The sequence below is a fragment of the Comamonas testosteroni ATCC 11996 genome (assembly GCF_000241525.1).
GTDB lineage: Bacteria > Pseudomonadota > Gammaproteobacteria > Burkholderiales > Burkholderiaceae_C > Comamonas > Comamonas testosteroni.
Map to the genome: position 1 here is coordinate 66002 of NZ_AHIL01000055.1, position 23331 is coordinate 89332.

Annotated in this window: 20 protein-coding genes; 13 read left to right on the top strand and 7 right to left on the bottom strand. The window is 64.2% G+C overall.

Features of this window, described 5'->3' with window-relative positions; translation table 11 throughout:
- Window positions 1-22: 22 nt before the first annotated feature.
- Window positions 23-937 carry a DMT family transporter gene (locus tag CTATCC11996_RS23185; RefSeq protein WP_003081174.1) on the top strand — a complete coding sequence of 305 codons (915 nt, stop codon included), beginning with the start codon at window positions 23-25 and terminating at the stop codon, window positions 935-937.
- Here CTATCC11996_RS23185 and CTATCC11996_RS23190 read toward each other — a convergent pair.
- Window positions 921-1085: a hypothetical protein gene (locus CTATCC11996_RS23190; RefSeq protein WP_230847704.1), complete on the bottom strand. Its 165-nt coding sequence runs from the start codon at window positions 1083-1085 to the stop codon at window positions 921-923. The genes CTATCC11996_RS23185 and CTATCC11996_RS23190 overlap by 17 nt on opposite strands.
- Before the next feature lie 404 nt (window positions 1086-1489).
- Here CTATCC11996_RS23190 and CTATCC11996_RS23195 point away from each other — a divergent pair, with 404 nt between their 5' ends.
- From CTATCC11996_RS23195 to CTATCC11996_RS23205, 3 genes are all read left to right on the top strand, one after another.
- Entirely contained in the window at window positions 1490-2809 is a 1320-nt protein-coding gene (locus CTATCC11996_RS23195; RefSeq protein WP_003081179.1) for an MFS transporter, read from the top strand.
- A 74-nt stretch (window positions 2810-2883) separates the two neighbouring features.
- Window positions 2884-3561, top strand: a complete 678-nt coding sequence (locus CTATCC11996_RS23200) for a DUF2848 domain-containing protein (protein WP_003081182.1) — start codon at window positions 2884-2886, stop codon at window positions 3559-3561.
- A gap of 14 nt (window positions 3562-3575) precedes the next feature.
- Window positions 3576-4940, top strand: coding sequence for an amidase (locus CTATCC11996_RS23205; protein ID WP_003081184.1), 1365 nt, complete (start codon window positions 3576-3578; stop codon window positions 4938-4940).
- 176 nt (window positions 4941-5116) lie between these two features.
- On the opposite strand, the gene CTATCC11996_RS23210 is transcribed toward CTATCC11996_RS23205, so the two are convergent.
- Entirely contained in the window at window positions 5117-6058 is a 942-nt protein-coding gene (locus tag CTATCC11996_RS23210) for a LysR family transcriptional regulator (RefSeq protein WP_003081186.1), read from the bottom strand.
- Between the two features lie 156 nt (window positions 6059-6214).
- Here CTATCC11996_RS23210 and cysK point away from each other — a divergent pair, with 156 nt between their 5' ends.
- The 3 genes from cysK (at window position 6215) to CTATCC11996_RS23225 (ending at window position 10733) form a co-directional block, all read left to right on the top strand.
- Window positions 6215-7135 carry a cysteine synthase A gene (cysK, locus tag CTATCC11996_RS23215; protein WP_003081189.1) on the top strand — a complete coding sequence of 307 codons (921 nt, stop codon included), beginning with the start codon at window positions 6215-6217 and terminating at the stop codon, window positions 7133-7135.
- A gap of 216 nt (window positions 7136-7351) precedes the next feature.
- On the top strand, window positions 7352-9196 hold the full coding sequence (locus tag CTATCC11996_RS23220) for an ABC transporter ATP-binding protein (protein WP_003081192.1): 1845 nt from the start codon (window positions 7352-7354) through the stop codon (window positions 9194-9196).
- A gap of 295 nt (window positions 9197-9491) precedes the next feature.
- Window positions 9492-10733, top strand: coding sequence for a helix-turn-helix transcriptional regulator (locus tag CTATCC11996_RS23225; RefSeq protein WP_034350170.1), 1242 nt, complete (start codon window positions 9492-9494; stop codon window positions 10731-10733).
- 78 nt (window positions 10734-10811) lie between these two features.
- Here the strand turns inward: CTATCC11996_RS23225 and CTATCC11996_RS23230 are convergent, their stop codons facing one another.
- A complete protein-coding gene (locus CTATCC11996_RS23230; RefSeq protein WP_003081198.1) occupies window positions 10812-11756 on the bottom strand; it encodes a LysR family transcriptional regulator in 945 nt (314 codons plus the stop codon).
- A 15-nt stretch (window positions 11757-11771) separates the two neighbouring features.
- On the bottom strand, window positions 11772-12746 hold the full coding sequence (locus CTATCC11996_RS23235) for a quinone oxidoreductase family protein (protein ID WP_003081200.1): 975 nt from the start codon (window positions 12744-12746) through the stop codon (window positions 11772-11774).
- Window positions 12747-12988: 242 nt separating this feature from the next.
- On the opposite strand from CTATCC11996_RS23235, the gene CTATCC11996_RS23240 reads away from it, so the two are divergent.
- Genes CTATCC11996_RS23240 through CTATCC11996_RS23255 form a run of 4 tightly spaced genes read left to right on the top strand, consistent with a single transcriptional unit; the run spans window position 12989 to window position 18256 of the window.
- Window positions 12989-13255 carry a DUF2164 domain-containing protein gene (locus tag CTATCC11996_RS23240; RefSeq protein ID WP_003081203.1) on the top strand — a complete coding sequence of 89 codons (267 nt, stop codon included), beginning with the start codon at window positions 12989-12991 and terminating at the stop codon, window positions 13253-13255.
- 1 nt (window position 13256) lies between these two features.
- On the top strand, window positions 13257-13535 hold the full coding sequence (locus CTATCC11996_RS23245; protein ID WP_003081207.1) for a hypothetical protein: 279 nt from the start codon (window positions 13257-13259) through the stop codon (window positions 13533-13535).
- 48 nt (window positions 13536-13583) lie between these two features.
- Window positions 13584-14828 carry an exonuclease subunit SbcD gene (gene sbcD / locus CTATCC11996_RS23250; RefSeq protein WP_003081208.1) on the top strand — a complete coding sequence of 415 codons (1245 nt, stop codon included), beginning with the start codon at window positions 13584-13586 and terminating at the stop codon, window positions 14826-14828.
- Entirely contained in the window at window positions 14825-18256 is a 3432-nt protein-coding gene (locus CTATCC11996_RS23255; RefSeq protein ID WP_003081211.1) for an AAA family ATPase, read from the top strand. The genes sbcD and CTATCC11996_RS23255 overlap by 4 nt, the downstream gene beginning before the upstream one ends.
- Before the next feature lie 8 nt (window positions 18257-18264).
- Here the strand turns inward: CTATCC11996_RS23255 and CTATCC11996_RS23260 are convergent, their stop codons facing one another.
- A complete protein-coding gene (locus CTATCC11996_RS23260; protein ID WP_003081213.1) occupies window positions 18265-19266 on the bottom strand; it encodes a dioxygenase family protein in 1002 nt (333 codons plus the stop codon).
- 241 nt (window positions 19267-19507) lie between these two features.
- Here CTATCC11996_RS23260 and CTATCC11996_RS23265 point away from each other — a divergent pair, with 241 nt between their 5' ends.
- Together CTATCC11996_RS23265 and CTATCC11996_RS23270 are read left to right on the top strand one after the other, a co-directional pair.
- Window positions 19508-21292 (top strand): NAD(P)/FAD-dependent oxidoreductase, encoded by a 1785-nt coding sequence (locus tag CTATCC11996_RS23265; RefSeq protein ID WP_003081215.1) that lies wholly within the window; start codon window positions 19508-19510, stop codon window positions 21290-21292.
- A 174-nt stretch (window positions 21293-21466) separates the two neighbouring features.
- Entirely contained in the window at window positions 21467-22042 is a 576-nt protein-coding gene (locus CTATCC11996_RS23270) for a hypothetical protein (RefSeq protein ID WP_003081217.1), read from the top strand.
- An 18-nt stretch (window positions 22043-22060) separates the two neighbouring features.
- On the opposite strand, the gene CTATCC11996_RS23275 is transcribed toward CTATCC11996_RS23270, so the two are convergent.
- Window positions 22061-22855 carry an oxepin-CoA hydrolase, alternative type gene (locus tag CTATCC11996_RS23275; RefSeq protein WP_003081219.1) on the bottom strand — a complete coding sequence of 265 codons (795 nt, stop codon included), beginning with the start codon at window positions 22853-22855 and terminating at the stop codon, window positions 22061-22063.
- Window positions 22856-22941: 86 nt separating this feature from the next.
- Window positions 22942-23310, bottom strand: coding sequence for a YXWGXW repeat-containing protein (locus CTATCC11996_RS23280; protein WP_003081221.1), 369 nt, complete (start codon window positions 23308-23310; stop codon window positions 22942-22944).
- Window positions 23311-23331 lie beyond the last annotated feature (21 nt).

Below are 23331 nucleotides of genomic sequence, written 5' to 3' on the forward strand. Positions count from 1 at the left end.
TAAGCACCTCAAGGAGTTTCATATGGGTGCATACCTATTACCACTGGGCGCGGTGCTGATCTGGTCGGTCAACACCGTGGTCAGCAAGCTGGCCGCAGACAGCATCAGCGCGGCCGAGATCGGGTTCTTCCGCTGGCTGGTGGCCGCCGTGCTTTTCACGCCCTTCGTTCTGCCCTCGATCTGGCGCCAGCGCGCCGACATCAGGCCCCTGCTGCCACGGATCGTCGTGCTGGGCGTGCTGGGCATGGTCATCTACCAAAGCCTGGCCTATTACGCCGCCCACTTCACCACGGCCACGCACATGGGCATCATCGGCTCTCTCACGCCCATGCTGGTGCTGGCCCTGGCCGTGTTCATGCTGGGCCAGCCGCTCACGCATGGCGGCATCTGGGGCTCACTGCTGGCAATTGTGGGAGTCGCGCTGGTGGTTTCCTCGGGCCGGCTCAGCCATCTGGCCTCCGAGGGCCTGAACCTGGGCGACGCCATGATGTTCCTGGCCATGCTGGCCTATGCGGTCTACAACATCCTGCTCAAGCGCTGGCCCATGCCGCGCCTGGCCACGGTGCAGCTGCTGTATCTGCAGGTGCTGGTTGCCGTGGTCGTGCAGTTCCCGCTCTATATCTTCTCGTCCAAGACAGGGCTTGACGCCAGCAACCTGCCGCTGGTGGGCTACGCCGGCATCATGGCCTCCATCGCCGCACCGCTGCTGTGGATGAAGGCGGTGCAGACGCTGGGGCCCGGGCGATCGAGCATGTTCTTCAATCTGATCCCGGTCTTCACCGCCCTGATCGCGGCATTCGCCCTGAACGAGCCCCTGGCGGCCTACCACGCCGTGGGCGGCGTCATGACGATTGCCGGCCTGCTGCTGGCCGAGCTGTGGAAGGCCCCGCTGCGCGCACGACCTGCCTTGGCCTGCGGTGCTAAAGCAGCAGATTGAGAATCGCGTAGCTCATCAGCGACAGCAGACTCACCACGAACACCAGCATGACCCAGGGGCCCCAGCGCTGCTCGCGCCAGGAAAAACCGACCAGCAGGCCTACGCAGCAGGCCCCCAGCAGCATCAAAATTGTGTTGAACGTGAGCAAGAACAGTCCTCCCTCAAACAGACTTCGTTCCATTGTTCCCGATTGCAGGCCCCAGGGGAAACACCATCGCCCCTAGGCTTGACCTGAATCAAGCACAAGCCTTGCAGGCCCGGGCCATCAGCCTGCCCGGTGCCGCCAGCGGCCGCGCGCAGACCCTAGGGTTTTCCCGCGCTTTATCGGTGCACGCCTGCCTCATGCCGGTGCACAGCCCGCACCACCTCTGCTCATAAGAATTTGCATTCAGGGCCGCTCAGAATTTCTTGTTGGACAGCCCCTCGCTGCCTTTCGATACTGCCGCCACAGGAACACCGGCCCGCGCCGCATCCCCATGTTCCAAGACACACAGGAGCGCCAGCAAAAGCGCCCCATGTGCCCGCTGCACTTTCGCATACAGGAGACTCCCCATGAGCAGCCCGGCTTCCGCCACCCACCCTCTTGCCGGCCATGCCGGTGCGCACGCGCACCCCGACATGGACGCCACCTACCGCAAGATCACCTGGCGCCTGATCCCCTTTCTGGTCTTTCTCTTTGTCCTGGCCTGGATAGACCGCGTCAACGTCGGCTTCGCCAAGCTGCAGATGCTGCAGGACCTGCAGTTCAGCGAGGCCGTCTACGGCCTGGGTGCCGGCATCTTCTTCATCGGCTATTTCCTGTTCGAAGTGCCCAGCAACCTGCTGCTGGAGAAGATCGGCGCACGCAAGACGCTGGCGCGCATCACCATCCTCTGGGGCGCGGCCTCCATGGCCATGGCCTATGTGACCACGCCCACCATGTTCTATGTGCTGCGCTTCATCCTGGGGGTGGTCGAGGCGGGCTTCTTCCCCGGCGTGGTGCTGTATCTGACCTACTGGTTCCCGGCCCGCCACCGCGCGCGCATCAACGGCTTGTTCATGACCTCGTTCGCCATCGCCGGCGCCGTGGGCGGCCCGATCGCGGGCGCCATCATGAACGGCATGCAGGACGTGGGCCATCTGGCCAACTGGCAATGGCTGTTCATCCTTGAAGGCATTCCCTCGGTGATCGCCGGCTTCTTCGTGCTGGCCTGGCTGCCCGAGAAGCCCGAGAACGCCAAGTGGCTGAGCGCCGCCGAGCAGCGCGCCGTCACCGCCGCCGTCGCCCAGGAGAGCCAGCAAGGCCACAAGCAGCACTCCTTCGCCGATGCCTGCCGCAACTACCGTGTCTGGCTGTGCGCCGCCGTGTACTTCTGCATCGTCAGCGGCAACGCCACGATCGCCTTCTGGTCACCGTCCATCATCAAGGAGATCGGCATCCAGAACAATCTGCAGATCGGTCTGATCTCGGCCATTCCCTTTCTCGCCGGCACGCTGGCCATGGTCTGGAACGGCATGCATTCGGACAAGACCGGCGAGCGCCGCATGCACAGCGCCATCCCCGCGCTGATCGCTGCCACAGGCCTGATCCTGACAGGCATGTTCCTGCACAACGCCGTGCTGGCCCTGTGCGCGCTGACGCTGGCCTCCGTCGGCATCCTCGCCGCCTTCCCCGTGTTCTGGTCCATTCCCTCGGCCTTTCTGGCCGGCACGGCGGCCGCTGGCGGCATCGCCCTCATCAACTCCATCGGCAACCTGGCCGGCTTTGTGGCGCCCTACATGATCGGCGCGCTCAAGACCAGCACCGGCTCGCTGTCCTCGGGGCTGTACTTCGTGGCCGCGCTGGAGTTCCTCGCCGCCTTCCTGGTCGTGCTCTTCGTCAAGAAGCAGTGATCGCCTGACGCTGCCCGCGCAGCGCCGCTTTGCGGGGCCCACGGCCCCGCCTTCCCCTTTTTGAGCTTTCCGCCATGCAACTGCAATTCACCACCCCCGAAGGCCAGACCCTGGCCCCCATCTTCGACACCCTGATCGTCGCCGGCTGGGCCGGACGCGACCATGCGGCCATCGAGCACCATATCGAGGAGCTGGCCGCGCTCGGCATTCCGCGCCCCAGCGCCGTGCCGCTGTACTACCGCATCGCCAGCAACCAGCTGAGCCAGAGCAGCCTGCTACAGGTGCTGGGCCCGGACTCCTCGGGCGAGGCCGAGGTCTTCGTCTTCAGCCATGACGGCGAGATGTTCGTGAGCCTGGCCTCGGACCACACCGACCGCAAGCTCGAAGCCTATAGCGTGGCCTTCTCCAAGCAGGCCTGCATCAAGCCCGTGGCCACCCAGGCCTGGCGCTTTGCCGATGTGGCCGGCCACTGGGATGAGCTGGTCCTGCGCTCGTGGATCGTGGAGGACGGCCGCGAAGTGCTGTACCAGGAAGGCACGCTGGCCAGCCTGCGCACGCCCCAGGACCTGATCGCAGGCTACACCGGCGGCCAGAGCCAGCTGCCCGAAGGCAGCGGCATGACCTGCGGCACCATGGCCGCCATCGGCGGCATACGCCCTGCCACGCAGTTCGCCATGGAGCTGTACGACCCGCGCAGCCAGCGCAGCATCCGCCACCGCTACCGCAGCGAGCTGCTGGACATCGTCGCCTGAACACGGAGCTACCCATGACTTCAGTCTCTCCCCGCCTGGACCAGGTCTCCGAGCGCCTGACCCAAGGCCAGAGCAGCGCCGTGCAACTGGCCGAGCAGGCCCTGGAGCGCGCCGCCCAAGGCGAAGGCCCGCGCGTGTTCACGCGCGTGCTGCGCGAGCAGGCCCTGGCCGAAGCCCGCGCCAGCGACGTGCTGCGCGCAGCCGGCCTGGCACGCTCGCCCCTCGAAGGCCTGCCCATCTCGGTCAAGGATCTGTTCGACATCGCCGGCCACCCCACGCTGGGCGGCTCCAGGCTGCTGGCCGATGCCGCACCCGCCACGCAGACGGCCGAAGTCGTGCAGCGTCTGCGCCGCGCGGGCGCGGTCATCGTGGGCACGACCAATATGACCGAGTTCGCCTACTCGGGCCTGGGGCTGAATCCGCACTACGGCACGCCGCGCAATCCCTGGCAGCGTGATATCGACGGCGGCCGCATTCCCGGCGGCTCGTCCTCGGGCGCGGCCATTTCGGTGACCGACGGCATGGCGCTGGCCGCCATCGGCTCGGACACCGGTGGCTCGGTGCGTATTCCCTCGGCGCTGTGCGGCCTGACCGGCTTCAAGCCCACGGCGCGGCGCGTTTCCATGCAGGGCGTACTGCCGCTGTCTGCCAACCTCGACTCCATCGGACCGCTGGCGCCCAGCGTGCGCTGCTGCGCCGCGCTGGACGCGGTGCTGTCGGGCCAATCGCATGGTGAGCTGCGCGCGGCCTCGCTGCAGGGCCTGCGCCTGCTGGCGCCCACGAATGTGGTGCTGGACGGCATGGACAGCGCCGTGGCCGCTGCCTGGCAGCGTGCGCTGTCGCTGCTGTACGCGGCCGGCGTGCAGATCACCGAGGCCGTGGTGCAGCCGTTTTCCGAGCTTGCGCAGATCAATTCCAAGGGCGGCTTCACCGCCGCCGAGGCCTGGGCCTGGCACCGCAGCCATATCGACGGTGCCGGGCGCCTCGCCGAATACGATCCGCGCGTGGGCACACGCATTCTGCGCGGCAAGGACATCAGTGCGGCCGACTATATCGAGCTGCTGGCACTCCGCCAGCAGTGGATTGCCCGCGTCCAGGCGCAGATGGCCGATCACGACCTGATGCTCATGCCCACGGTGCCCGTGATCGCGCCGAAGATTGCCGAGTTGCAGGCCAGCGACGAAGCCTATTTCGCGGCCAACGGGCTGATGCTGCGCAATCCCACGCTGATCAACTTCCTCGACGGCTGCGCGGTGTCTCTACCCTGCCACCGCGCGGGTGAAGCGCCCGTGGGCCTGAGCCTGGCCGGCACGGCCGGTCAGGACCAACGCCTGCTGTCGGTGGCATTGGCCGTAGAGGACTTGCTGGCCTGGGCCTGATTGCGGAGCAAAAAAACAGGAGCTGCAAGCGCTTGACTGCAATCGATTTCAGATAGAAAACACTCTGAAATCGATATGTATCAGGCGCTAGCAGCTCCTTTTTTATTCAGTATAGAAGCCCACCCTAATGCACGGCAGGCATTGGCGCCCGCACCATCTGTGCCTGCTCCTGCGCTCTATGCATCTCCTGCCAGACGGGTGCCCGGCAGCCGCGCCACGGCCTGGCCATGGTTCAGAGCAAACGCCGTGGCCACCTCTTCGGCGGCGCGCACCACGGTTTCGGCCAGCGGGTTCTGGTGATCGTTGCGCCAGCAGGCCACCAGCGGCAGCGAGGGGAACTCGCGATCCACGCGCAGCAGGCGCAGACGCTGCTCGGCCAGCTCGCGCTGGATGATGGCCGGCGGCACAGCCGCCACGCCCAGACCGTCGCAGACCACGCGGATCATGGTCGCCACCGAGGCAATGCAGTTCATGTGCGGCGTGGCGTTACCTTCGGCGCTGAACAGCTGCTCGATCACCGCATACGGCTCGGAGCCGCGTGCAAAGCTCATGATGGGAAAAGCCGCCAGCTCGGCCAGGCTCAGGGTCTCGTCGCCTATGCCCAGCTTGGGGCTGCCCACCCAGGCCATGGCGAACTCGCCCAGCGACAGATTGGCAATGGCGCCGCCGGATACAGGCTTGGCCTGCAGCGAGACATCGAGCTGACCCTTGAGCAATTGCTCCGACATGTGGATGGTGGTGTCGCAGGCAATCTCCACCTGCAGCCTCGGATAGCGCTGCTGCAGCAGCGCGAGAAAGTCGGGGAACCAGCTGTGCACGATAGATTCGATGGCGCCGATGCGGATCACGCCCGCATAGGCCTGCTTGTCCAGCATGTCCTCGCGCATCTCGCGCATCAGCCTGAGCATGCGCTCGGCATGCACCAGGGCCTTGGCGCCGTCGGCCGTGAGCGTGACCTCGCGCACGCCACGGTCGAACAGGCGCACGCCGAACTCCTGCTCCAGCGTCGCGATGCGGCTGGAGACGGCGGCCTGTGTGGTGAACAGCCGCTCGGCCGTCATGCGGAAGTTGCGCAGCTCGGCCAGCAGCACAAAGGTTTCCAGAAACCGTAGATTCATGGGCCGATGTTAATCATCGCCCGGGGCCTTGCCCACTTTTCGGGTCATATCGATATAGCCCATTCGCACAACGCTTGCGTGCACAATGCTCTGTGTCTGCGCAGACCGCCTGCGCTGCGATCCACTGTCCCACCATCCCTTATTCGCGGAGGTCCGATGAGAGCTGACAACATTCTGCAAACGATTGGCGACACGCCCGTCATTCACATCAACCGTCTGTTCGGCAGCAATACCAACGTCTGGATCAAGTCCGAGCGCAGCAACCCCGGCGGCTCCATCAAGGATCGTATTGCGCTGTCCATGGTGGAAGACGCCGAGAAATCCGGTGCACTCAAGCCCGGTGGCGTCATCATCGAGCCCACCAGCGGCAACACCGGCGTGGGCCTGGCCCTGGTCGCGGCCGTCAAGGGCTACAAGCTGATCCTGGTCATGCCCGAGAGCATGAGCATCGAGCGCCGCCGCCTGATGCTGGCCTATGGCGCATCCTTTGACCTGACCCCCAAGGAAAAAGGCATGAAGGGCGCCATCGCCCGCGCCCAGGAACTGGCCGCCCAGACGCCCGGCTCCTGGATTCCCCAGCAGTTCGAAAACCCCGCCAACGTGGCCGTGCATGAGGCCACCACGGCCCAGGAAATCCTGCGCGACTTCCCCGACGGCATCGATGCCTTCATCACCGGCGTGGGCACGGGCGGTCACCTGTCCGGCGTGGCCAAGGTGCTCAAGGCCAAGTTTCCCAACCTCAAGGTCTATGCGGTGGAGCCCGCGGCATCGCCCGTGATCTCCGGCGGTCAGCCCGCGCCCCACCCGATCCAGGGTATTGGCGCCGGCTTTGTGCCCAAGAATCTGGACGTCAGCCTGCTCGACGGCGTGATTCAGGTGGAGGCCGAGCCCGCACGCGAATACGCGCGCCGCGCCGCTCGCGAGGAAGGCCTGCTGGTCGGCATCTCCTCGGGCGCCACGCTGGCCGCCATTGCCCAGAAGCTGCCCGAGCTGCCGCCCAGCGCCAGGGTGCTGGGCTTTGCCTACGACACGGGCGAGCGCTATCTGTCGGTGGAAGGTTTCCTGCCCAACGCCTGATCGCGCCGCGCGCTTTCCTGCCACGCCGCACAAGATGCGGCGTTTTTCATGCCCGTCGCGCACCTTGCGCCTAGCCCGAGTTCGCCGCCCGGTCATCGGCCCATGCCAATGGCCCATGGGACAAGCGGTCATCGAGTCCGCTTGACACCAAACCAGGGCACTCCCATACCATGGGGACAAGATATGCCACAAGCATGACACGGGAGTATTTCCATCTTGTTCCGATTTTTTGAAAAACAGGTAGCCCCTTATCCCGGCCAGGAGCCCAAGGTTCCGCCCAAGGGATTCTTTGCCTTTGTCTGGGCCTGCACGCAAGGCATGCGCGGCTGGATTGGTCTGATGACCCTTACCTCGGCACTGCTGGCAGCTTATGAAGCAGTGCTTTTCGCCATCATGGGCCGCGTGGTGGACTGGCTGGGCACGGTCTCGCCCGCCAATTTCTGGGCCGAACAGCAGGCCACGGTGCTGGGCATTGCCGCCATCTTGCTGGGCAGCGTGGCGCTGCTGGCCCTGCACACTACCGTGATGCACCAGGTGCTGGCCATCAACTTCCCGATGCGGCTGCGCTGGGTGTTCCACAAGCTGATGCTGGGCCAGAGCATGTCCTTCTATGCGGACGAGTTTGCCGGCCGCATCACCACCAAGATCATGCAGACCGCGCTGTCGGTGCGTGAAGTGGTGTTCATGGTGGTGGACGTGTTTGTGGGCGTGGGCGTCTACATGATCGGCATTCTGATTCTGGCGGCCAGCTTCGAGTGGCGGCTGATGATTCCGTTTGCGCTGTGGTTCGTCGCCTATGCCGGCGCCTGCTTCTATTTCGTGCCGCGCCTGGGCCAGATCGGCAAGGAGCAGGCCGATGCGCGCTCCATGATGACGGGCCGCGTCACCGATGCCTATACCAATATCGCCACCGTCAAGCTGTTTGCCCACACACGCCGCGAAGCCGAATATGCGCGCAATGCCATGGAGGCCTTCAAGGCCACGGGCTATGCGCAAATGCGTCTGGTCAGCCTGTTCGAGATCACCAACCACCTGATGATTGCCCTGCTGCTGCTGGGCAGCGGCGGAACGGCGCTCTATCTGTGGACGCAGGCTCAGGCCTCCGCCGGGGTGGTGGCTGCCGTGATTGCCATGGCGCTGCGACTGATGGGCTACTCGCACTGGGTGATGTGGCAGATGACGGGCCTGTTCGAGAACGTGGGCACCATCCAGGACGGCATCACCACGCTGACCAAGCCGCGCACCATCGTCGACGCACCCGACGCCAAGCCGCTGCAGGTCACGCGAGGAGCGATTGCCTTCGAGGATGTGAGCTTTGGCTACAAGGCGGACGGCAAAAAGGTGCTGGACCATCTGAACCTGCACATCCGTCCCGGCGAGCGCATCGGCCTGATCGGACGCTCGGGCGCGGGCAAGTCCACGCTGGTCAATCTGCTGCTGCGCTTTCACGAGCCGCAAAGCGGGCGCATCACCATCGACGGCCAGGACATCCGCAGCGTGACGCAGGACAGCCTGCGCAGCGCCATCGGCATGGTGACGCAGGACACCTCGCTGCTGCACCGCTCCATGCGCGACAACATCCTCTACGGTCGCCCCGACGCCAGCGAAGCCGACATGCATGCCGCTGCCGACAAGGCAGAGGCTTCTGACTTCATCGCCACGCTGACCGACCTCAAGGGCCGCAGCGGCTATGACGCTCAGGTCGGCGAGCGCGGCGTCAAGCTCTCGGGCGGCCAGCGCCAGCGCGTGGCAATTGCACGCGTGATGCTCAAGGACGCTCCGATTTTGCTGCTCGACGAAGCCACCAGCGCGCTGGACAGCGAGGTGGAAGCCGCCATCCAGGAAAGCCTGGACTCGCTGATGGACGGCAAGACCGTGATCGCCATTGCCCACCGCCTGTCCACCATCGCGGCCATGGATCGCCTGATCGTCATGAACGAAGGCCATATCGTGGAAGAAGGCACGCACCAGCAACTGCTGCAGCGTGGCGGCATCTACGCCAAGCTCTGGGCGCACCAGAGCGGCGGCTTTCTGGCCGAACAGGACGAAGCCGTGCAATAGGCCAGTGTTGTCGTGCGCTCAGGCCACCATCGCCGGCAGCGCCTGGCGCACGGGCGCACGGGCGCACGGGCGCACGCCGCTCATTGCATGAGTGCGCCAGAGATCACAAAGGGGCGCGTTGAATTGGTTGCTGGACAGGTTCACCGCACATTCGATGCTCGGTTTGCTGGAACATGTACTACACACCGCTCCGTTCAAGAGCTGCCAGATGGCTTTGTGTCGTTCACACGACGGCATTGAAAGAGGCAAGCCGATGACGGGCACTGATAATGCAAGACAGCAAGAGGTCAATGCAATGAGCCCCACCTACGGCAAACTGAAACCCATCGATTACGCACAAGCCTCAATGACTTTTGCAATCAAGGATGGCTCGACATCCGAGATCCCGAACCCAGAGGCAACAGAGCTGATCAGTGCGGAGCGCTTCAGCGAATTCATCAACCACCTCTACGATGCGGCTTCTTTGCCGGAGGCCTGGGTTCCCTGCCTGGAGGTAATTCGCACACATATGCGCAGCAATTTTGCGGTGCTGATCATCCGCCAGACCGAGGGGGACAATATCGGTTTGGTGGTCACCGCATCCGGAGGGCTCGAGGGCTTGCTTACGCACGATGTCTACAGCGAGCACAGTCCATTCCTTGGCATGCCCAAGGAGCAATTCAAGACCATTCCCGACCTGATGTCCGAGAGCGAATGGCGCAGCAGCGTCTATTACAAGGACTGGTGCCGTGTGCACAATATTTTCCATGTAATGGCTGCCGATATCGTGACCACCGATGGCAGTGTCTACGGCCTGCGGATCACGCGCCCCGAATCAGAACCGGCCTTCAGCCAGCGGGATCTGGATCTGGGGCGCATGATCATGCCGCATATCCGCCGTGCGCTGAACATGCATCTGGCGCTGCACCATGATCGCCAGGTCATGTCGCTGTACAGCACTGTCACGGCTCGCTTGATGGTGGGTGTCGTCATCCTGGACCAGAATGGCCAAGTGCTGGAAAGCAATCCTGCGGCCAAAGGCATTCTCGATGCTCAGGATGGACTCAGGATCTCCGGCGGCATGCTGGAGGCTGAATATGCCAGCGACAACCGAAAGCTCCAGCGACTGGTCAAGGATGCCTTGCTGTCCTCCCTGGCATCGGCGTCCGTCATGACCGAAGGCATCTCGATTGCCCGTCCTTCGGGTCAGCTCAATTGGGGGCTTGTCGTCCAGAGCATTTCCTCGGGTGACAACGCAGAGGCCAAGAGCCGTCCCTGCGTCGCGGTGTTCATGCGCAACACCGATGACAAGGCCGATCCGTCAGCGCACCTGGCCCAGCAGCTGTTTCAGCTCACATCTTCGGAGACCGCGCTGGTGATCCAGCTGACCCATGGCCTGACGCTGGAGGAAGCAGCCAAAGCGCTGGGCATTCGCCTCAATACTGCAAGAGCTCACCTGCGCTCCATCTTCTCCAAGACCGGCGCCCGCCGTCAAAGCGAGCTGGTACGCTTCTTTCTCAATAGCGCTGCCTGGCTGGGAAGCAAGAGCGGCTCCTGATCCTCGCGCGGCAACCGCGTCCCAGACATTGGGCGGTCCGTCCTCATCGCCCTGAAACCGCGGGACAGGCAGGGATCCTCAGCGGTCTGCGGGTCGCCAGGGCGCTGCCGCAAAGGCCTCGGTCACCCATTGCTTGAACGCCTTCATGGCGCCCGTGTTGTACTGCCCCGATGGGCGCACCAGGTAGATGCCTCCGGCTTCCCCCAATGTCCATTGCGGCAATATACGGACCAGCTCTCCAGCATGGATGGAAGGCATGAGGTGCCAGTCACTGCCGGCGATGATGCCCACACCTTTGATTGCAGCATGCAGCAAAGCTTCGTTGTCGTTGCTGAGGATGGAGCCGCTGACCCGCACCGATTCGGCAACACTGGCGACCTTCTTTCCTGCCGGCTGAACCAGCCGCCATTGCGGAAAATCCAGCAAGCCGGTGTAGCCCAGGCAGTTGTGACGGACGAGATCTGCAGGCCTGTCTGGCGCTTCATGGCGCTCGAGATAGCTCGAGGATGCACACAGAAGGCGGTACTGATCGCACAGCCGCGTGGCCACCAGCCGGCTGTCCGACAGATGGCCGATGCGTATGGCGGCATCAAAACGCTCTCCCACGATGTCCACGATGCGGTCGCTGTACTCCACCTCGAGCACGACCTCCGGATAGGCCAGGGAAAAATCTGCCAGCATGGGACTGATCCAGCGCCGCCCCATCGAAGCGGGTATGGACAGGCGCAGGCGTCCTTGCGTTTCCTGAGCACCCTGCGCCGCTTCCTGCTCCGCCTCCCGAATCAGGTCGCTGGCCTGACGCACCTTCTCGACCAGCCGCAGGCCTTCACTGGTGAAATGCAGCTGACGCGTGGTGCGCTCCACCAGCCGCACGCCCAGTCTTCGCTCGAGAGCCTGCATGCGCTTGGAAAGCACCGAAGGATGACGCCCGAGAGACCGTCCCGCAGCGGCAAATGAACCCTGCTCTGCCAGTGCGAGCAACGTGGCGAGCTCATCCGTGCGCTGACTGTCGAGTATGTCCATGGTGTCTGTGGCGATTCAGGGAGTGAGGATGATCGATCCTTGCGAGCGTCCTTGCTCCAGGTCTGCGTGCGCCAGGGCTGCGTCCTTGAGCGCGTAGCTTTTCCATATGCGAGGCGTGAGTATGCCGGCTGCGATGGCATCCAGCACGTCCTGCGCACGGCTCTGATACTCCTCTGTCGTTGCCGTATGCGCGGCCAGAGACGGACGGGTCAGAAACAGCGAGCCCTTGGCATTGAGCACGCCTACCTCGACGGCAGGCGGCAGGCCCGATGTGGCACCAAACGACACCATCAGCCCTCTGGGTCGCAGGCAGTCCAGCGAAGCGAAGAAAGTGTCTTTTCCGATGGAATCGTAGACCACATCCACCTTTTGGCCCTGCGTGGCCTGCAGCACCTGGGATGGCAGCGACTGCGCCTCGAAGACAAACACATGGTCGCAGCCTGCCGCCTTGGCGCGTTCCACGCTGGCGGGCTTGGAGACGACGCCCAGAACCTGGGCGCCCAGATGCTTTGCCCACGCGCACATCAGTTGCCCCAGAGCCCCCGCAGCGCCATAGATCAGCACGCGGCTGCCCTGCTTCACCTGGCCGGTGGTCTTGAGCAGGTACTGGGCCGTGATGCCCTTGAACAGGACCGACGCCGCAGCTTCGTCCCCCAGTGCGTCCGGAAGCCTGATCAGGCGATCAGCCGGAAACAGGCGCGCACTGGCATACGCGCCCAAGGGACCGGTGGCGTAGCCGACCCGATCTCCTGACTTCAGACCCGACACCCCCGAGCCCACTGCGGCCACGATACCCGCGCCCTCCAGGCCCAAACCCGAAGGCAATGCAATCGGGACCATGCCCTTGCGCTGATTGACATCCAGAGGATTGACACCGATGGCGGTCTGCTCGAGCAGAACCTCGCCCGGCCCTGGCAACGGCAGATCCAGCTCTTCGAGCTGCATCACTTCGGGTGCACCTGAGCTGTAGATTCGAATGGCGAGGGCCATGGCTTTTCCTTGCGAATGATGAAGCAGCCATCGTATTCGTGCCATCTACGTGCATCAACATGAGCGCATGCACATAATAAGTGCATGTGGTGCAGCAATATCCGCCTCAAACCCTGAGCTTGTTCCGAAGTCTCGAAGCAGAGTGCCACTGTCACGCCGCCTGTTGCGAGACAGGATAGCCAGTCAGCTGAAACGAAATCAGACGCCTGAAGCGAAAGAAGTTTTACAAGAAAGCTTGATCGATGAGCATAGAACTCCCCAAACACGCACAGCAGCAGGCCATTGCCTCCATAGAACGCTATTTCCGCGAAAACATGGACGAGCCCATAGGCAATATGCAATCCGGTGCCCTGCTGAATTTCTTTCTCGCGGAAATAGGCCCCAGCATCTACAACCGTGCCGTGGCCGATGTGCAGGAGAGCCTGCAGGCCCGGCTGCAGGAGCTGGACTATGAAGTGGGCAAGGAAGAATTCAGCTACTGGACGGCCAAGCGCACAGGCAAGCGCTGAAATGATTCCTTCCAGACGCCTGCAAGCAGCTTTGCAGCCAGGTCAGCCGGCTCCGACTGCGGCGGCGTTGGAGAAACTGGCTCATGCCCTCAGGGATGAAGGCATGAGCCAGGCCGCGCTCTACCGCCTGTTCCAGGCCGAGCATGCACGCAGCGACCTCGACGAACTGCGCCTGGAGGCGCTGGCCGAGACCATGGATCTGGTCTGGGGTGGCGGCTGGGCCAAGGGCCATGCATTGTTCGAACAAGAGCTGTCGCAAGCACGGCTGGATAGCGAATAAGACAGCGCCTGCACCCGCCAGTCGGCCCGTCTGGCATACCATCGCCGCATGCGTCTTCTCCATACCTCCGACTGGCATCTGGGCCAGCACTTCATGGGCCGCAGCCGCCAGACCGAGCATCAGGCCCTGATCGACTGGTTGCTCACCCAGGTCCAGACCCATTGCGTGGATGCCGTGCTGATCGCCGGCGACATCTTCGACACCGGAGCCCCGCCCAGCTATGCGCGCGAGCTGTACAACCAGCTCATCGTGCGCCTGCACGACGCAGGCGCGGCCTTGCTGATACTGGCGGGCAATCATGACTCGGTCAGCGTGCTCGATGAAAGCCGCGAGCTGCTGACCTACCTGGGCGCCCAGGTGGTCAGCTCGACCGGCGACGAAGCCCGGCATGTGGTCACGTTGCCGCAGCGCGGCACGGCGCGCAGGCCGGGCTGCATCGTCTGCGCCCTGCCCTTCATCCGCCCGCGTGATGTGCAGCAAAGCCAGGCCGGGCAAAGCGCACAGGACAAGCAGCAGACACTGCAAACCGCGATAGCTGCCACCTACCAGCGCGTATATGCCGCAGCCCTGCAGCAGCAACAGGCGATGCAGGCCAGCCAGGGCGAACTGCTGCCCATCATTGCCACCGGCCATCTGACCACGGTGGGCGCCAGCAGCAATGAATCGGTACGTGAAATCTATGTGGGCGCACTGGAGGCTTTTCCGACCAATGCTTTCCCGCCAGCCTGCTATATCGCCCTTGGCCATATCCACAAGCCACAGCTCGTCGGCGGGCTCGATCACATTCGCTACAGCGGCTCTCCCATCGCCCTGGGCTTTGACGAAGCCAGGCAGACCAAGCAGGTACTGCTGGTGGATCTGAATGCCGACGGACTGCAGACCGTCACCGCCCTGCCCGTGCCGGTGTTCCAGCCCATGGCCTCCATCGCCGGCACTCTGGCGCAGATGTCTGCCTTGCTGGAATCTGCCTCGGCCCTGGCACAAGCCGATCGGCCGGTCTGGCTGGAGGTGACGGTGCAGGAAGACGACTACCTGTCCGACCTCACGGCGCGCGTGCAGGCCATGGCCGAGTCACTGCCCGTGGAGATTCTGCGCATCAAGCGCCAGCGCGGCCAGGCTGCGGCACTGCTGTCCGGCGAGGCCCGCGAGTCACTGGATGAACTCACTCCGCTCGATGTGTTTGCGCGTCGACTGGCCCAGGAGAGCCTGGAGCCGCCGCTGCAATCGGCGCTGACCGAGCGCTATCAACAGGTGCTGCACGGCCTCCACGACGAGCAAGGAGCAGCGGCATGAGAATTCTCAAACTGCGCCTGAAGAATCTGAACTCGCTCAAGGGCGAGTGGAGCGTGGACTTCACCGTCGCCCCCTTTGCCGACAACGGCCTGTTTGCCATCACCGGAGCCACGGGCGCGGGCAAGTCCACGCTGCTCGATGCCATCTGCCTTGCTCTCTACCACCAGACGCCACGCCTCGACACCATCAGCGGCAGCAACGACATCATGACGCGCCACACCGGCGAGTGCGAAGCCGAGGTGGAGTTCGAAGTCAAGGGCGTGGCCTACCGCGCCTTCTGGAGTCAGCGCCGCGCGCGCGGCAAGCCCGACGCAGCCCTGCAAGCGCCCAGGGTGGAGCTGGCACTGGTGGCGGACGGCAGCATACTCACCACCCACGTCAAGGACAAAACCCGGCGCATCGCCGAGATCACCGGGCTGGACTTTGCGCGCTTTACCAAGTCCATGCTGTTGGCCCAGGGCGGCTTTGCCGCCTTCTTGCAGGCCACGGCCAATGAGCGTGCCGAGCTGCTCGAAGAGCTGACCGGCACCGATATCTACGGCCGCATCTCGCAGTCCGTGTTCGAGAGAGCGCGCGACGCCCGCCAGGCCCTGGAAAAGCAACAGGCCCAGGCACAGGGCATGCAGTTGCTGGATGCAGGCACGCGCGAGCAGCTGCAATCCCAGGCGGCACTGCTGCAAACCGGCTTGACGGATCTGCAGGCACGCCACCAGCAGCTGCAAACCGTACAACGCTGGCAGGCGCAAACCATGCAGGCCATGCAGGCAGTGCAAGAGGCTCGCAGTGAACAAGAGAAAGCCCGGCAAGCGCTGAATGATGCCGCGCACGATTTACTGCGCCTGCAGGCCCACGGACCTGCGCAGGCAATCCAGCCCATGCACCATCGCTGGCAACTGGCACAAGACCAGCAAAGCGAACAGGCCGCGCGATTGCAGCAACTGCACACCCTGCGGCTGCAAGCCCAAAGCGCGCAATGGCACCAACACCAACAGGCCCGGCAATTGGCTGACGCGCAGCGGCAGCAGTCAAGGCTGCAGCTGGAGTCTGCACAGAATCAGCAGGCTGATCTGGCCGCATGGCTGCAGGTCCATGCCAGCCACGCCCTGCTGGGCGAGAACCTCAGCGGCTGGCGCGAGCAGCTGCAGCAAGGCCAGCAACTGCAGCAGCAAGCCGCTCAGACAAAAGCGCAGGCAATGCAGTTGCAGCAGGTCGCCCTGCAGCTGCAGCAGCAAGCCGAGGCACAGACACAGCAAGGCACGCAGTCGACACGGCAAGCCGCCCTGGCGCTGCAACAGCAACAGGCCGCTGAACAAGACCTGCAGCAGCAGCTGGCCATGCATGGCAGTCTGCCTCAGCTGCGCAGCCACTGGCAAAACGCACAGCGCCAACTGCATCACTGGCAGCTGTTGCAGGAGCATGCGGCGCTGCGCCAGCCCCTGGACGTGCAGCAGCAGCGCAATGCGCAGGCGCTGAGCTCCGTTGAAGCCCGCATTCAGCAGCAGCTTGAACAGCGCGATGACTTGCGTGCGCAGTACAAGGCGCTCAAGGACAAGGTGGCCGACAAGCAAACCCTGCTTGACCAGGAGCGCCTCATCCAAAGCCTTCAAGAGCACCGCGCCGCGCTGCAGCCCGGCGAAGCCTGCCCGCTGTGCGGATCGCACGAGCACCCAGCCATCACCGAATACGCCACGCTGGATGTATCGGCCACTGCCGCTGCGCTGCAGCAAGCACATAGCGAACTCGAGTTGCTGCAGCGCCAGGGCGAGCAGCTGAACACCGCGCTGGCCACTGCCCAGGGTCAGCGGCACCAGCAGCAGGAGCAGCACCAGGTCATTGCCCAGCAGATCGAGAAATGGCTGGCACGCTGGGCTGACTTGCGCGCGCAGAGCGCAGTGCCGCTGGATGAGGCCGCATGGCAACAGCCCGATGCACTGCGCACCGCTTGCGCTGAAGCCGGGCAGCAGATTGCGCAGCTGCAGCAGAGCCTGGCCGATGCCGAGGCCGCCGAACGTCAGCTGCAACAGGCCAAGGACGCCTGCCAGGCGGCTGTGCAACACCAGCGGCAGATCGAGCATGCACAGGCCAGCACCCAGCAGGCTCTGCAGAACAATCTGACGCAGCAGCAGCAGACCGACCAGGCACTGCAAGCCTTGATACAGCAGGCCGGCGACCTGCAAAATCGCTTGCAGCTTGCTCTGCAAACGACAGGCTACGCATTGCCCGACAGCGCGGACACCGCTCACTGGCTGGCTGCACGACAGCAGGAATGGCAGCAATGGCAGCGCCAGCAACAGGCAATGCAAGAGCTGACCCAGCAGATCGACCTGCTGCAACGCCAGGTCGTGCAGGCCGCAGAGGATGCCGAGCACTGGCAGCAACGCAGCCAGGCCCTGCCCGATCTGCCCGCCGAAGCCACCGCCTGTACAGCGCCACCCGCCGCCACGCTGCAGGACTGCAGAGTTCTGCTCGAGCAGACTGCGCAGCAACTGGCCACGCTGCAAGGTCAGGAAAGCCAGGCACAAGCCACGCTCGAGCAGTTGCAGCAATCCACTCAGCAGACCCTGCTCGAATGGCAGCAGGCGCTGCAGGCCAGCCCGTTCTCCGACGAAGCGCAGTACAGCGCAGCCCTGCTGTCCGATGCCGAACAGCAAGGTCTGCAGGCACTGAGCGACCAGCTTCAGGGCGCGGCACAACGCGCGGCCACCTTGCAGGCCGACGCCAGCCAGCGCCTGGCCGAGCTGCAGGCCCAGGCGCTCAGCGCCGAAGCGCCCGAGAGCATCAGCGATCAGATCACGCAACTGGAGGCCGAACGCACCCAGCAGGCCGAACAACTGGGCGCACACCGCGCCCGCCTCAAAGATGACGATGACCGCCGCGCTGGCCAGCAGGCCTTGCTGGCCCAGATTGCCGAGCAGGAAAAAGACAGCGACCTGTGGCAGCGGCTGGACAGCCTGATCGGCTCCGCCAAGGGCGACAAGTTCCGCAAATTTGCACAGGGGCTGACGCTAGACCATCTGCTGCATCTGGCCAACCGGCACCTGGAGCGCCTGCACGGTCGCTATCTGCTGCGGCGCAAGCCCACGGGCGAGCTGGAGCTGGACATCGTGGACGGCTGGCAGGGCGATGTGGCGCGCGACACGCGCACGCTCTCCGGCGGCGAGGCCTTTCTCGTCAGCCTGGCACTGGCACTGGCACTGTCCGATCTGGTCAGCAGCAAGACCTCGATCGATTCGCTATTCCTGGACGAAGGCTTCGGCACGCTGGACGGCGACACGCTGGAGATGGCCCTGGCCGCGCTAGACGCACTCAACGCCAGCGGCAAGATGATTGGCGTCATCAGCCATGTGGAAGCCCTCAAGGAGCGCATTCCGGCGCAGATCCGCGTGGAAAAAGCGGCCGGAATCGGCTACTCCAGACTGGTGATCTAAAGCCTGGTTCAGGTGCCGGGCGGAGGTGGCGGCATCATGCCCGGGCGCGGAGGCCGCATGCCGCCGGGCCGCCCCGGGCCTCCAGGCCCACCTGGGCCGCCCGGCGGCATGGAGCCCTTGACCTGGCAGAGCTTGTCGGCACTGTCGCTGCGCACCACCACGGTCTTCGATGCCAGCATCACCCCGCCCAGGTTCTGCACATCGAAGACATAAGGCGTCTTGTCCGGCTCCTGCCCGACCACGTTGTCCACATCCAGGCGGGTATCGGGCTGGCCCTTGTCCTTGTAGAGTGGCGCCTGCGCAAAGATTTCGCTGTTGAGCGCATCGCTGAACAACAGCTGGCTGGTCAGCCACGATGCAGCGCTGTCCGCCGGGTCGTAGCTGCCTTGCAGAATGCGAAAGTGCACATGCACGGCACGGCCTCGATACCAGCCGGGGTAGCAGCTGTCGAAGCGCGCCACGCCATTGCCGTCGGTGCGCTGATAGCCGCGAAAGAACTGCTTGTTCACATCGGCGGCATCGTTGTTGCACATGCGGTGAATCTGGCCCGAGTAACCGCCCGTGTGATTGGTATGCCAGATCTCCACAATCGTGCCCGCCACCGGCTCACAGCGCTCGTTGACCACGCGAATCTGCATATGCAGCGGCAGGCCATTCCATCCATCGCTGACATCCATGCGCTCAGGCGACAACGTATGACAGGGGCCTATGGTGGCCTCGCAGGTCAGGCGGCAACCGCCCGCCAGCCCGGCGGCAGCAAATGGATTGATGCCGCGCACGGCAGCGGTGATGGCCTTGGTACCGCCGCTGAGCCAGGGAGCAGCGGCTTTCGCCGCGCTGGCCGCGGCCGGCGCTGCTGCCGCACCGATTGCAGCGGGCGCGGCACGACCGGGCAATGGCATGAAGGGCAGTGCCCCCAGCAGGGCTGCGGATTGCCGCAGCCAGCTTCTGCGCGAGGTTGTGCACGCGGCTGGTACAAGCGTTTCTGATGAGGAGTGCAGCTGGGTCATGGGCGATAAGGACTCGTCTGTGAATCGCACCATGCTAGCGCCGCAGCCGCCTACGCAGCCAGCGGCTGCCGCATCTTTACCGATGCTATACAAAAATGCTCTCCATGCCTTTTCTGTAAAGCGTCATACGCTACGGTTTCTGATAGTTTCACCGATCAGGCGCCAAGGTCACCCAGCCCGCGCCAAGCCGGCCCAAAGGCTTTGGCTTACCATCCAGACCCTTGCTTGATAGGTACAAGCCATGATCCGGATCGCAGAACTCAAACTCCCTCTCTCGGCGGTTGAATACCATCCCGAGAACCACACCGAATACCAGCCCACGGACAAGCTCACGCAGCTTGCGGCCGAGCGTCTGGGGATTCCATCCTCCGCCATTGCCAAGCTGCATGTGCACAAGCGCAGCTTCGATGCGCGCAAGGCGGAACTGCTGGCCGTCTACATCGTCGACATCACGTTGGCCGACGAAAGCCAGGAGGCCGCGCTGCTGACGCAGTTTGCCGACCATCCCCATGTCAATCCCACGCCCGACATGAGCTGGAAGCCCGTGGGCCAGGCCCCGGCGGATATGAACGAGCGCCCCGTGGTCGTGGGCTTTGGCCCCTGCGGCATGTTTGCCGGGCTGGTGCTGGCCCAGATGGGCTTCAAGCCCATCGTGCTGGAACGCGGCAAGACCGTGCGCGAGCGCACCAAGGACACCTGGCGGCTGTGGCGCAAGCGCGAGCTGACGCCCGAGTCCAATGTGCAGTACGGCGAAGGCGGCGCCGGCACCTTCTCCGACGGCAAGCTCTACAGCCAGATCAAGGACCCGCGCCATCTGGGCCGCAAGGTGCTCACCGAGTTCGTGACCTATGGTGCGCCGCCCGAAATTCTCTATGCGGCTCACCCCCACATCGGCACTTTCAAGCTGGTCAAGCTGGTCGAAGGCATTCGCGAGGAAATCGTGCGCCTGGGCGGCGAAATCCGCTTCGAGCAGCGCGTGACCGACGTACAGATCGAAGAAGTCGACGGCCAGCGCCAGCTGGTCGGCCTGCAGGTGCTCGACCAGGCCACGGGCCAAAGCTATGCGCTGCCCACCCACCATGCCGTGATGGCTCTGGGCCACAGCTCGCGCGACACTTTTGCCATGTTCTACGAGCGCGGCGTGGCCATGGAGGCCAAGCCCTTCTCTGTGGGCTTTCGCATCGAACATCCGCAAAGCGTGATCGACCGCGCCCGCTGGGGCAAGGATGCCGGCCACCCGCTGCTGGGCGCTGCCGACTACAAGCTGGTGCACCATGCCAAAAACGGCCGCGCCGTCTATAGCTTTTGCATGTGCCCGGGCGGCACCGTGGTGGCAGCGACCAGCGAACCCGGGCGCGTCGTCACCAACGGCATGAGCCAGTATTCACGCGCCGAGCGCAATGCCAATGCCGGCATGGTCTGCGCCATCAGCCCCGAGGACTACCCGCAGGATGCCGAGAGCTTTGCCTGGGCCTTCGACGGCAAGACCTTCGGCGTCGAAAAGCTGCAAAAGGGTGAACATCACCCGCTCTCCGGCATTGTGCTGCAGCGCCAGCTGGAATCCCAAGCCTATGTGCTCGGGGGCCAGAACTACAGCGCGCCCGGCCAGCTCGTTGGCGACTTTGTGACTGGCAAGCCATCCACCGAATTTGGCGAAGTTCAGCCCTCCTACAAGCCCGGCATCAGCCTCGGCGATCTGCACCAGGCCCTGCCCGCCTATGCGATCGAAGCCATGCGCGAGGCCCTGCCCGCCTTTGGCAAGAAGATTCGCGGCTACGACATGAAGGATGCAGTGCTGACCGGTGTGGAAACCCGCACCTCGTCCCCCGTCAAGATCGGCCGCGGAGCAGACTTCCAGAGCGACAACACGCGCGGCCTGTACCCAGCTGGCGAAGGTGCCAGCTACGCGGGCGGTATTCTGTCGGCCGGTGTGGACGGCATCAAGGTCGGCGAAGCCGTGGCGGCGGCGATTCTCGGAGTCGAAGTCCCCTCCTCGGGCGCCCGCGGCTCGGGCGGAGCCCTGTAAGCCACGCGGCTTGCCTCTCGTTGCTCCCCAGGTATGTCAGCCCCCGGCTGGCTGCCTTTGAGGGGCGTGAGCACACCGGAGGTCATGGCTCTTACAAGTTTTTGGACGCTGACTGACAGTGCACCAGGCTTGGCATCGGTACGCTGAGGGCTTCATCGCACGCCAAGCGTCACCATGAAACCTCTGCCTCTGCGACTCGCACCTGCTTCTGCAGCCCTGGGACTGGCCTGCTGGCTGGCTGCCGCCAGTGCCGGCGCACAAACCAGTGATCTAGCTGCTGCGGCAGACACTGCCGCCGACAAGCCCTCTGCACTGTCGGGCTGGATGTTTGGCTACGCGCCCCTGGACTGGCATTTCTCCGATGCCAAAAAGGAAAACGATTTCGAGCCTGACGAACAAAAGCATGCCTATGTCTGGCTGATCCAGGCCGAGAAGGAGCTGGACGAACGCCATATCGCAGGCTTTGCCTATTTCAGGAATTCATTCGGTCAGCCCAGCCAGTACGCCTATTACGGCTGGCGCTTCAGGCCGTTTGACAGCACACCGGGCCTGTTCTTCAAGGTCACGGGCGGCATCATTCACGGCTACAAGTTTCCGTACAACAAGAAGATCCCGTTCAACAACCGGCATGGCTGGGGCATCACGGCCATTCCGGCCGTGGGCTATGACTTCAATCGGAACTGGGGAGCCCAGATCAATGTGCTGGGCAATGCCGGCGTGATGTTCCAGCTCAACTACACGGTTCGCTAAGCTGCTGGGAACGACCTGTCAGGCTCCACGCAGCCTGGCAAAGTCGGGCGCACGCTTTTCCAGAAAGGCCGCAATGCCCTCGCGGGACTCCTCGCTGCCCTGGGCCTCGACCATATGGTCGGCCTCCAGCGCCAGCTGCTGCTCCAGGCTGTGGCTGTGAGCTACCCGGCACAGTGCCTTGATACGCGCAGTCGCGACCTCCGGCCCCTGGGCCAGTTGCTGGGCCAGCTCCAGCGCCTGGGCCAAGGCCTGGCCCGGCTCCGTCAAACGGTTGATGCAGCCATACGCATGCATGCGCTCGCCGCTGATGCGCTCGCCCGTCAGGCAAAGCTCGGTCAGCAACTGGCGGGACATGAACTCGGCCAGAAACGACGTCGCCCCACCGTCGGGGGTGAGGCCGACCTTCACATAGGCCACCGAGAAAACCGCCGACCTTGCCGCCACCAGCATGTCGCAAGCCATGGCCAGAGACAGGCCCGCACCCGCAGCAGCGCCCTCCACCGCCGCGATCACGGGCTTGGGGCAGTCGCGTATGGCACGCATCAGATGGTTGAGATCCTCGAGCCTGAGACGGCGTTCGGCCAGCGGCATCTCGCGCCGCGTCGCCAGCTGGTTCAGATCGCCGCCAGCGCAGAAATGACCACCCTCGCCCGTGAGGATCACGGCGGCCACCGAGGCATCGGTGCCGGCCGCACGCAGCGCTTCCATGACCGCGTGGTAATACTCGGGCGACAGCGCATTGCGCGCGGCCTGATTGTTGTTGGAGAGAACAAGAACAGCGCCTTCGCGGCGGGTGACAAGAGCAGGATTCACGGCAAACCTCCTGCATCCGACTCTAGCGATGCCGGCATGGCCCGCCTAGCGGGCTTGTGCCATCTCTTGTCACCTAGCGGACGCCCTCAGCGGCGCGGCCCCCAATGACCACCGCCATGATGCCAGCCGCCAGGGCCATGGTTCCAGCCCCCGTCATGCCAGCCGTAGCCGGGACGTGGCGGCATGGCCCAGCGACCGGGACGCCAGTTGTAGCGTCCGCCGCCCCAGCCCCAGGAGCCGCCGATCCAGACATAGGCCGGCGAGGGAGCCACCGGAATCACCTCGTTGATCAGGGGAGGCGGGGCCATGGGTGCATAGACGTCGCCCGCGACCACCTCGGTTCCATAAGCCGGATAGGCCGGGGCCACCACACAGCCCGTAAGCAGGGCCGCCGAGCCGCCCAGCAGCAAGGCCGGCAGCAGACGGCGGGTCATGGTTTGAGAGATGAAGGACATCACAACTCCTGAAAGTCCGGG